This is a genomic window from Oryzomicrobium sp. (assembly GCF_021287045.1).
In the GTDB taxonomy this organism is placed as follows: domain Bacteria; phylum Pseudomonadota; class Gammaproteobacteria; order Burkholderiales; family Rhodocyclaceae; genus Oryzomicrobium.
The window spans coordinates 337,138-347,985 of sequence record NZ_JAJTBG010000001.1; the positions used below are offsets into that span (position 1 = coordinate 337,138).

Here is a 10,848-nt window from a genome sequence, read left to right on the forward strand (position 1 = left end):
CCTCTTAAGAACTTGCCTTGATGCTCGCCAGTTGCTGGGTCAAGTAGGAGCTGGTTTGGGTCATCTGGGACATCAAGGTATCGAGCGCAGTGTACCGGGCCATGTACTGGGCCTGCAATGCGGTCAGACGAGTGCTGAGGGTGGTGCGCTGGTCGTCGATGCTCTTGATCGTGCTGTTGATGCCGTCGGTACGGGCCTGGAGCGTTCCACTAGTGCCGATGACGCTATCGAGCAACTGGTTCAGCTGGAAGGCAAAGCCCCGGTCGTAGGTGATGGTGCCTCGGTCACCGGTCTGGCCGCCGGTGACGTTGATCTTGAGGCCTTCGGCCGGGCCGGGGCCGCCCGTGAGGGCCTGGCCGCTGCCGGAGGCCGGGTAGCCGCCGATGGTGCCTTGTACGTCGGTGCCGGCTGTGTTGGAGCGCGATGAGCCGAACAGGGCCGAAGCGCCGTCGCCGGAAATGGTGACATTGGAGGCTGAGCCATACTTGTTGGAGGTCACCAGCAGGCCGCCGGTGCCGGTACCATTGGTACTGACGGCGGTACCGAACAAGGTGCTGGCATTGGCGCTGGCGTTGCCGTTGCCATCGGTGCTGCTCACGCTGACCTGGGACGTGGTGCCGACGCTGGTGGAGGTCAGGGAAATAGCGCCGTTGCTGACGCTGACCAATACTTTGTTGTTGCCGAAGGCGGTATTGAGCTTGGTCTGCAGGCTGTTGGCAAGATCGCCGACGGTGGCAAAAGTTGCCGGGTTGGTGCCGTCGGTGAGATCGATGCTCTGTGTGTTGCCGTCGACCGAAATTTGGAGGGGATCGCCCGGGTTGTAAGTCAGCCCTGCGGCGGCAGAACCGGCAACCTTGCCTTGGGTACCGTCAACGCTCACCGTGACGCTGCTGCCTGCCTTACTCAGGGTGGTGGAACCGTTGATCTTCGACTGCAACTCGGATGCCAGCTGTTGCAGGGTGTACTTACCAGCAGTCAGCGCAATCGAAGCGGAGGTTCCATCTACCGCGACGGTGAGGTTCTGGTTAGTGTTGTCGATCGTCAGGGTCGACGGGGCAGCGCTCGGGGTGAGCTTGCCCTGGCTCGCGATCTGGGTGATGTTGATGTTGTAGGTGCCCGGCGTCGCCTTGTTGTTCGACGACGAAAAACTGATCAGGCTATCGCTGGTCTTGCCCAGGCTGGCAAACAGGCCGGTGATGTCGTTGTTCGGGTCGTTGAAAGCAGCGGTCAGCTTGGTATTGTCGATTTGCAGCGTGCCGTCCCGCTGTACGCTGATGCCGACATCCGACAGGCGTTGAAAACCACCCGCCGACGTGGAAAGCGGAGAGCTGACGGCGTTTTGCAGCTGCGTGGTGATCGTGCGCACGGTGGCGTCACCCTGCAGGATCGCCGCGGTCTTGGTGTCGGCGTTGTAGGCCGATGCCTGCTTCAGAGCCTTGATGGCATCGTTATATGCCTTGACGAAGCCCTGGATGGCGGTTTGGGCGGCCGTGGTGTCCTGGCTGACTGTCAGGGTGTTGGTAGTGCCGGGGACTGCCTTGGTGAGGTTCAGCGTGACGCCCTGGATGGCGTCGGTGATGGTGTTGCTGGCCTTGGTGATGAACATGCCGTCGATGGTGGCGGTGGCGTTCTGCGCCGCCATGGTCTGGGTCATGTTCTTGCCGGCCCCCGCTGCCGTAGTCGGATCGTAGGCAAGCTGGGAAAGGCCATTGGCGTCGCCATTGGCGCCGTCGGCATCGCTCACCGTAATCTTCATGCTGTTGGCCTGGCCGGTGTCGTTCGACGAAATGACGAGGCGGTTGCCGGTGCCGTCGTTCACGATCGAGGCCGTCACCCCCGCCTTGGCGGAGTTGATGGCGTCACGGATGCCGGTCAGGCTGTTGCTGTTGGGGTTGATGGTGATGCTGGTGGAACTCTTGTCCGGGTTCACGGTGAACGTGTTGTTCACGCTGTCGTAGGTGCCGAACTGAATCGTGATCGAACCCGTGCCGACCGGGGCGCTGGTATTGGCGAAAGTGGTCGATGACAGCTTCTGCGCCTGGGCCAGGGTCTTTACTTCCACCGAATAGCTGCCGCTCGTTGCATTGGTGCCCGCAGATGCGGAGAAGACCGTGCTGTCCGAGACGGATGTCTTCATCGTATTGAACGCCGACGCGGAGCCCAGCGCGGTCAGGGAGCTTTGCAGCGAAGACAGGGTGCCTTTCAGGGAGCCGAAGGCCGACAGCTGCGCCTGGTAGCTGGCTTCTTTCTTGTCCAGTGCCTGGAGGGGCTGGCTCTCGATCGACATCAGCTTCGAGACGATGCCGGTGACGTCCAGGCCCGAGCCGATGCCGGGGGAAGAAATACTGGCCATGACGATGCTCCTGAAAGGTGGGTGGGGACGTGTCCCCGGTGTTGCTTACAGACTCAGGCCTTCTGCGACACCAGCAGCCCCTTGAGCTTGTCGAGGGCCTTGGCGAGCGCCAGCATGTCCTCGGAGGGAATCTGCTTGATGACTTCCTTGGTCGAGGTGTCGACCACTTTTACCACCAGCTTGTCCGTATCCTTGTCCACGTGAAAGTCAAGGCTGGTGTTGGTGTCTTTGATGAAGTTCTGAATTTCCTTGACGGCTTTGTCCAGTTCAGACCGATCGACCTGGGTCGATGAACCGGATGCACTCCGGCTTTCTTGAGCATTTACCGTGCCAGATTGCGCCTGTTGTGCGGCCCCAGAGGCGGAAGACGCAGCATTCTGAGACGCGGTGCCAGGCGTGGGCGCGGTGGATGGCTGAATCGCCGGGATGGTGCCTTGAGAACCGAGGGGCTGGATATTCATGATGAACCTCCTATCGCTCCATGGAGAGAGGGCGCGGAAGCGTTTCCGCTGCCGCGCCCTTGAAGCTCAACCCTTACGCGCTGTTAGCGGAGCAGGGAGAGCACGCTGTTGGGCAGCGAGTTGGCCTGGGCCAGCATGGCGGTACCGGCTTGCTGCAGCACCTGGGCGCGGCTCAGATTGGCGGTTTCCGAGGCGAAGTCGGTGTCCTGGATGCGCGACCGGGAGGCCGTCAGGTTCTCCGACGTGGATTGCAGGTTGGAGATGGCGTTGGTGAAGCGGGACTGCATGGCGCCGTAGTTGGCGCGCTGCCCGTTGATGGCGGCCAGGGCCGAATCCACGATGGCCAGGGTGCGGTTGGCCGAATCCACCGAGCTCACGTCCAGATCGCTGACCTTCTGCAGTTGACCGGAAGTCAGGGTGGCTCCCGTGATGAACGACGTGTCGTTATTGTTACCCTTGGCGGCGCTGATACTGAAGCTCTTGTTCGAATCGAAGGTCAGCTGGCCGCTGACGATGGTGCCCTGGCCGGCAGTCACCGAGGTACCGGCAACCTTGATATCCGAGCCGGAAGCGGCGGCGTCTTGGCTGCCGAGACCAACGTTTTCACCCGAGGCATTGAGCAGGGTGATGCCATCGCCGGAATCGTTGATCCGGGCGGTGACGCCGGTCTTGGACGACACGTCGTTGAAGGCATTGACGGCGGCCGAGAGGCCGTCGGCGTTGTTGGCGCCGACGGTGAAGGAGACGGTTACCGGCGTTTTGGTGCCAATGTTGGAGTTGGAGAAGACGTCGAGGGTGTAGCTCTGGTTTGCGGCAAAGGTGACGTCGAACTCGGTCTTGGCGCTGGCGGTGACGCCGGTGTTGCCGGAGGCCTTGTTGATGTTGGCGGCAACGGTCTTAGCGCTGTCTCCAGCAGTGATGGTGACGGCTGAACTGCCGGCCGAGCCGTTGATGGTCAGGGTGTCGGCGGCGATGTTGCTTTTCAGGACCGTGGTGCCGCTGGTATAGGCGGCACCGGCTTGGGCGGTGGACTGGTTGGTGCCCGCCGTCGAGTTCATCGTCAGATCGCCGACACCGTTGGCGGTCGCGGCAACCTGGGCGCCGATGCGGTAGTTGCCGTAGGCGCTGGTGCGGAAGTTGGCCGAGGTCATGGTGATGGTCTGACCGGCGTTGGCACCCACCTGGAAGGTGGCGGAGGTCATGGAACCGTCGAGCAGGTTCTGGCCGTTGAACTGGGTGGTCTGGGCGATGCGGTCCAGTTCCTGGCTGAGCTGGCCGACTTCGGCGTTGAGGGCCTGGCGGTCGGACGCGGAGTTGGAGGCGTTGGCGGACTGGACGGCCAGGGCGCGGATACGCTGCAGGATGTCGCCGGAGGACTGGAGGGCGCCTTCAGCGGTCTGGGAGAGGGAGATGCCGTCGTTGGCGTTGCGCTGGGCCTGGTCCAGGCCGTTGATCTGGGCGGTCATCCGTTGGGAGATGGCCAGACCGGCGGCGTCGTCCTTGGCGCTGTTGATGCGGAGGCCGGAAGACAGGCGCTGCAGGGAGGTGGACAGCGAGTTCTGCGAATTGGTCAGGTTACGTTGCGCATTCAGGGAGGCAACGTTGGTGTTGATGATGGCGGGCATTTGATAGCTCCTTTAGCGAAAGTTCAGGCCTTCGACATCTGGGGCACCGAAGTGCTTTGTCAGCGTCTTGAGTCCTTTAACGTCGGGAGAGTGGAGAACTTGAGGCCGGCATTCAATTTTTTTTGGGGGGCATTCGAGCGTTTCGAAGGTCAGCATCCCATGGCGGCCTTAAAAAGAAAAAGCCCGCCATGGAGGCGGGCTTGCAGGCAGGGATCGGCGGGTTAGCCTTGCAGCAGCTTCAGCACGTTCTGCGGCAGGTTGTTGGCCTGGGCCAGCATCGCGGTGCCGGCCTGCTGCAACACCTGGGCACGGCTCAGGTTGGCGGTTTCGGCGGCAAAGTCAGTGTCCTGGATGCGCGACCGGGATGCAGAAAGGTTCTCTGAAGAGGTCTGCAGGTTGGAAATGGCGTTGGTGAAGCGGGACTGCATGGCGCCATAGTTGGCACGTTGCCCGCTGATGGTGGATAGTGCGGAATCGACCATGGCCAGGGTGCGATTGGCCGCATCGACCGAGCTTACATCCATGTCGCTGACTTTTTGCAGCACGGCAGCATCGGCCGTGTTGATGAAGAAAGACGTGGAGTTGTTTGCGCCATTGGTCGTGGCGATGCCGAAGCTTTTGCCAGAATCGATGGTCAATTGGCCGTTGACCGAGGTGGCATTTCCTGCCGTTATCCCCACCCCGGCAGCTGTAACCGTGCCGCCCGAAGCTGCGGTGTTGCCGATGCCCACGTTTTCGCCCGAAGCATTGAGCAAGGTGATGCCATCGCCGCTGTCGTTGACCCGGGCGGTTATGCCGGTTTTGGCGGATACGTCGTTGAAGGCGTTGACGGCGGCTGACAGGCCATCGGCGTTGTTGGTGCCGACGGTGAAGGAAACGGTTACCGGCGTGGCGCCGTTGTTGGAATAGAGATCGAGGGCGTAGCTCTGGTTCGCGGTAAATGTGACATCGAATTCGGTCTTGGCACTGGCGGTAACGCCCGTGGTGCCAGACGCCTTGTTGATGTTGGCGGCGACGGTCTTGGCGCTGTCCCCGGCGTTGATGGTGACTACGGAACTGCCGGCGGAGCCGTTGACGGTCAGTTTGTCGGCAACGATAGCGCTGGTCGGAGCGGTATTTGCGACATAGACGGCGGACGCACTGGCGGTGGACTTGTTGGTGCCTGCAGTTGATCCCGTGGTCAGGTCGCCAGGGCCGTTCGCGATCTGGGCAACCTCGGCGCCGATGCGGTAGTTGCCATAGGCGCTGGTGCGGAAGTTGGACGAGGTCATAGTGATCGTCTGTCCCGCATTGGCACCCACCTGGAAGGTGGCAGAGGTGAAGGAACCGTCGAGCAGGTTCTGGCCGTTGAACTGGGTGGTCTGGGCGATGCGGTCCAGTTCCTGGCTGAGCTGGCCGACTTCGGCGTTGAGGGCCTGGCGGTCGGACGCGGAGTTGGAGGCGTTGGCGGACTGGACGGCCAGGGCGCGGATACGCTGCAGGATGTCGCCGGAGGACTGGAGGGCGCCTTCAGCGGTCTGGGAGAGGGAGATGCCGTCGTTGGCGTTGCGCTGGGCCTGGTCCAGGCCGTTGATCTGGGCGGTCATCCGTTGGGAGATGGCCAGACCGGCGGCGTCGTCCTTGGCGCTGTTGATGCGTAGGCCGGAAGACAAGCGCTGCAAGGACGTGGACAGGGAGTTCTGGGTGCTGTTCAGGTTCCGCTGCGCGTTCAGCGACGGAATATTGGTGTTGATCATTTGCGGCATCGTAATCTCCTCGTCGGGGTGACACCCCAGTGCAAGCTGGACATGAGTGCTGTGCGGGCCGGAACCAAGCCGGCACGGACGTCCGACTTTGACGAGCGGAATTAAGCATCAGCCGTGCCAGGTTTTGTCAGGCCCCGACTGGCGTGGGGTTTGCCAGGCATGGCAGGCTGGTGTCAGGTGGGGCGGCAATATTTGCCGCCGGCATTGCCGGGGGGCGGCGAGGCCGGCCATCCCCTGCATTCAGGCTGACTGCGACAAGCGGTTTGGACAGGTGACGGACGCCTCGATCTATGCCGAGCCGGCCATTGCCTCCGCCGGGCGCTGCCGGTACAGTCGCCCCCATGCCTGAAATCCTGCCTTTTTTCGCCCGACTTCATGCCCGCGGCCGACTGCTGTTGGGGCGCTGTTTTTCCCGCTCCGCCCTGGCGGCACTGCCGGCGGCCCTGGTCGTCACCGGGCCCGGTCCGGCGGCCCAGGAGTTCCCCCGCATGGAGCTGGCCGCCGGCATGTACCGCATCGAGGCGGAAGTGGCGGCGACCCCCGACACCCGGGAAAAGGGGTTGATGTACCGCACCGCGCTGCCCCTCAACCAGGGCATGCTGTTCGTCTTCCCCCAGGCGGCGCGCCATTGCATGTGGATGCGCAACACCCTGCTGCCCCTGTCCGTGGCCTTTCTCGACAGCCAGGGGCGCATCATCAACGTGGCCGAGATGCAGCCTCGCACCGACACCAACCATTGCGCATCCGAGCCGGCCAGCTACGCCCTGGAGATGAACGGCGGCTGGTTCAACGCCCGGGGGCTGAAGGCCGGCGTCCACCTCCAAGGGATCGAACGCGCCCCGGCGGCGCGCTGAGGTCCGGTGGCCGGTCGTCCCTTGCTTCCTTGATTCCGCAGTGAGCTCCGCTGTACCCCGTTCGCCCTGGCGCGGCCATGTGGCGGTGCCGGACCGGTTGCGTCCGTTGCGCGCCTGGCTGACCGGCCGGCATTCCCTGACCCGCCGCCTGGTGGCGGCCAGTTCCTCCTTTGCCGTCGTGCCGCTTTTCGAGGGCCGGACCGTCCCCCGTCCGGACGAAGCGCGCCTGCTCGGCCTGCGCCCCGGCGTTCTGGCCCGGGTGCGCCAGGTGGCCCTGGTGTGCGATGGCCAGCCGGCAGTGTATGGGCATACCCTCTTGCCCCTGGCCCCGCGCCATCCCTTCGACCGGATCTTTCGCGGCCTGGGGCGGCGTCCCCTTGGCGGCGCCCTGTTCGCCGACCCTCGCATCCAGCGCGGCCCCCTGCGCTTTCGCTGGCTGGACGGCCGCCACGGCCTGGGCCGCGAGGCGGCTCGTCATGCGATGGTGGAAGACCAGGCGCTGCTGCCCCGCTCGTCCGGCCGCTTCCTGGCGCGGCGTTCCCTGTTTTCCGGCGCCGGCAAGTCGGTGCTGGTGACCGAGGTCTTCCTGCCGGGCCTGCCGCCGCCGCCCGCCGGGTAGGGCGGCGGGCGCGGGTCAGAAGCGTGTCAGAGGCTCCGGATATAACCGGGGCATGAAATTTCCTACTCCTTTTGCAGCCTTGCGTCCGGGCCGGATCGGCCTGGCCGCCTTCGCCTGGGCCCTGGCCGCGTGCCTGCCGGCGGGGTTCGCCGCCGCCGAGGACGGGCCCGCCACCATGGTCGGCGTGATGCCGGCCCAGGTGGTGGTCAAGCGCCTGCCCGGCGCCTCCCGCCTCCCCAGCGACGATGCGGTGGCCGGCAACGACGGGGACACGGGCGGATTCACGGTGGACGTGGACGTGCGCGCCCCGGTGCCGCGCCGGGTGGCTTACACGGTGTTGAGCGACTTCGCCCACATGGCCGCCTTCGTGCCCAACGTGGAAAAGAGCGAGGTGCTGTCCCGGGACGGCAGCCACCTGCGGGTGCAGCAGCAGGGGCGGATGCGCTACGGCCTGTTCTCGGTGGGCTTTTCGTCGGTGCGGGACGTGGAGCTGCTGCCCGACCGCATCCTGGCCAAGGGCGTCGCCGGCACCACCAAGCACATGGAATCGGAGCTGCGCTTCGAGGCGGTGCGGGCCGAGGGGGCGCCGGAGCCCCCGGAGACCCGCTTCCACTACCACGCCTGGATCGTTCCCGAACTCGGCCTGCCGCCCCTGATCGGCCCGGCGGCGGTGCGCCACGAGGTGGCCGAGCAGTTCACCGCCATGGTCCAGGAAATGATCCGCCGCCACGCCCAGGCTGCGCACTGACGGGGGCACGGTTGCCCCAGGTTTTCTTCAGTGCAGAAGGGGCGCGGGGAGAACAAAGCAAAAAGGGCGGGTAGGGCGGGGTGGCTTTAGCCCGATACTTGAATTTTTTTAATGTTTCGTACGGAGCATGGCTACAAGATCCAATAGGGGTGCGGACCTTTGTTTTCATGCTGGCGAAATATATTAATTTTTTTCAAGTATCCGGCGTTCGATACACGCCCCGACCCCTCACCATCGCGGCACCCGGCTGAGCTGGCGGCGCGGGGGCCCCGTCTTGGCGAATGCGTGGTGCCCCGCAGGCCTGGCGGTTCGCCATGGCGGCGCTTCCTGGCCTGGCGGCAAACCATCCCGGCAGTCGGGTTGCCTGGGCCGGCAACCCGTCCGGCAGCGGCAAATTTCGGTCTGGGGGGATCAGGCCGTATCATTCGCACCGACATCGCTTTGCCCCCTTCATTTCCGATCCCCGTTCATGAGCTACAACGCCAGCGACATTGCCGTACTGAAGGGCCTGGAGCCCGTCAAGCTGCGGCCCGGGATGTACACCCGCACCGAGAACCCCCTGCATATCATCCAGGAGGTGATCGACAACGCCGCCGACGAGGCCATCGCCGGCCACGCCAAGCGCCTTTCGGTGATCCTCCACGACGACGGCTCCGTCTCGGTGGCCGACGACGGCCGCGGCATCCCGGTGGAAATCCACCCGGTGGAAGGGGTGCCGACGGTGGAAGTGGTCTATACCCGCCTCCACGCCGGCGGTAAGTTCAACAAGGGCGCCGGCGGTGCCTACACCTTCTCCGGCGGCCTGCACGGCGTCGGCGTGTCGGTCACCAACGCCCTGTCCACCCGGCTCGAAGTCGAGGTGGTGCGCGACGGCGCCATGCACCGCCTGGTGTTTTCCGGCGGCGACGTGATCGAGCCCCTGGTGCGGGTCGGCGACGCGCCCAAGCGCGCCAGCGGCACCCGGGTGCGGGTCTGGCCCGACGTCAAATACTTCGATTCCCCGACCATTCCGCGCCACGAGCTGGAGCGCACCCTGCGCTCCAAGGCCGTGCTGCTGCCGCGCTTCCAGGTCAGCTTCACGGTGGAAAAGACCGGCGAGGAAAAGGTCTGGATGTACGAATCGGGCATGCGCGACTACCTGGCCGAGCAGCTTTCCGGCAGCGACCTGCTGGTGCCGATGATCGTTGGCGAGAAGTACATCACCAGCCGTGACGACGACACCTTCGCCGAGGGCGAGGGCGCCGCCTGGTCGGTGGCCTGGAGCGAGGAGGGTGGCGGGGCGGTGCGCGAGTCCTACGTGAACCTGATCCCCACCCCCGGCGGCGGCACCCACGAAGCCGGCCTGCGCGAAGGGGTGTTCGGTGCCCTGAAGACCTTCATGGAGCACCACAGCCTGGTGCCCAAGGGCGTCAAACTCTTGCCCGACGACCTGTTCGGCCGGGCCAGCTTCGTCCTCTCGGCCCGGGTCCTCGATCCGTCCTTCCAAGGCCAGACTAAGGACCGCCTGAACAGCCGCGACGCGGTGCGCCTGGTCGGCAGCATGATCCGCGACCCCTTCGAGCTGTGGCTCAACGAGCACGTGGACGACGCCAAGAAGCTCGCCGAGCTGGCCATCAAGCAGGCCCAGAGCCGCCTGCGCGCCGCCCAGAAGGTGGAAAAGAAGAAGAGCAGCGGCGTGGCCGTGCTGCCCGGCAAACTCACCGACTGCGAAACCGACGAGGCCGCCCGGGCCGAACTGTTCCTGGTAGAAGGCGATTCCGCCGGCGGCTCGGCCAAGCAGGGCCGCAGCAAGGAATTCCAGGCCGTGCTGCCCCTGCGCGGCAAGGTGCTCAACACCTGGGAAGTGGAGCGCGACAGCCTCTACGGCAACGCCGAGGTCCACGACATCGCCGTGGCCCTGGGCATCGAGCCCCACGACTTCAACGACAACGCCGACCTGTCCGGCCTGCGCTACCACAAGCTGATCGTGCTGTCGGACGCGGACGTGGATGGCTCCCACATCCAGACCCTGCTGCTCACCCTGTTCTGCCGCCACTTTCCGATGCTGGTGGCCCGGGGCCACGTCTATGTGGCCCAGCCGCCCCTGTTCCGCCTCGACGTGCCGGGCCAGGGCAAGAACCGGCCGCCGAAGAAGCTCTACGCCTTGGACGAGGAAGAGCGGGAGGCCCTGCTCGACAAGCTCGGCCGCGACGGCATCAAGGCCGACCGGGTGTCGATCAGCCGCTTCAAGGGCCTGGGCGAGATGAGCGCCGAACAGCTCTGGGAAACCACCCTCAACCCGGATACCCGCCGTCTGGTGCAGATCAGCATCGACCGGGCCGGCTGGGACGAGATGGTGGCCATGATGCGCATGCTCATGGGCAAGGGCGAATCCGGCTCCCGCCGGGAATGGATGGAACGGCGCGGCAACGAAGTCGAAGCCGACGTTTGACGCAGATTAGAG

General features: G+C 64.7%; 8 protein-coding genes. 4 read left to right on the forward strand and 4 right to left on the reverse strand.

The window, feature by feature from the left end; translation table 11 throughout:
* Positions 1 to 4: 4 nt before the first annotated feature.
* The 4 genes from fliD to LWW89_RS01585 all read right to left on the reverse strand — a co-directional run bounded on the left by fliD (position 5) and on the right by LWW89_RS01585 (position 6,184).
* Complete coding sequence (fliD, locus tag LWW89_RS01570) at positions 5 to 2,353, reverse strand: flagellar filament capping protein FliD (protein WP_293260074.1); 2,349 nt, start codon at positions 2,351 to 2,353, stop codon at positions 5 to 7.
* 53 nt (positions 2,354 to 2,406) lie between these two features.
* Positions 2,407 to 2,814, reverse strand: a complete 408-nt coding sequence (locus tag LWW89_RS01575; protein ID WP_293260077.1) for a flagellar protein FlaG — start codon at positions 2,812 to 2,814, stop codon at positions 2,407 to 2,409.
* Positions 2,815 to 2,897: 83 nt separating this feature from the next.
* Complete coding sequence (locus LWW89_RS01580) at positions 2,898 to 4,439, reverse strand: flagellin (protein WP_293260080.1); 1,542 nt, start codon at positions 4,437 to 4,439, stop codon at positions 2,898 to 2,900.
* 221 nt (positions 4,440 to 4,660) lie between these two features.
* Positions 4,661 to 6,184 (reverse strand): flagellin, encoded by a 1,524-nt coding sequence (locus tag LWW89_RS01585; RefSeq protein WP_293260083.1) that lies wholly within the window; start codon positions 6,182 to 6,184, stop codon positions 4,661 to 4,663.
* 341 nt (positions 6,185 to 6,525) lie between these two features.
* Between LWW89_RS01585 and LWW89_RS01590 the strand changes: the two genes are divergently transcribed.
* The 4 genes from LWW89_RS01590 (at position 6,526) to parE (ending at position 10,836) form a co-directional block, all read left to right on the forward strand.
* Positions 6,526 to 7,038 carry a DUF192 domain-containing protein gene (locus LWW89_RS01590; protein WP_365780833.1) on the forward strand — a complete coding sequence of 171 codons (513 nt, stop codon included), beginning with the start codon at positions 6,526 to 6,528 and terminating at the stop codon, positions 7,036 to 7,038.
* Between the two features lie 40 nt (positions 7,039 to 7,078).
* Positions 7,079 to 7,657 carry a chorismate lyase gene (locus LWW89_RS01595; RefSeq protein ID WP_293260086.1) on the forward strand — a complete coding sequence of 193 codons (579 nt, stop codon included), beginning with the start codon at positions 7,079 to 7,081 and terminating at the stop codon, positions 7,655 to 7,657.
* Between the two features lie 52 nt (positions 7,658 to 7,709).
* Positions 7,710 to 8,405, forward strand: a complete 696-nt coding sequence (locus tag LWW89_RS01600; RefSeq protein ID WP_293260089.1) for an SRPBCC family protein — start codon at positions 7,710 to 7,712, stop codon at positions 8,403 to 8,405.
* Positions 8,406 to 8,874: 469 nt separating this feature from the next.
* Complete coding sequence (parE, locus tag LWW89_RS01605; protein WP_293260092.1) at positions 8,875 to 10,836, forward strand: DNA topoisomerase IV subunit B; 1,962 nt, start codon at positions 8,875 to 8,877, stop codon at positions 10,834 to 10,836.
* Positions 10,837 to 10,848 lie beyond the last annotated feature (12 nt).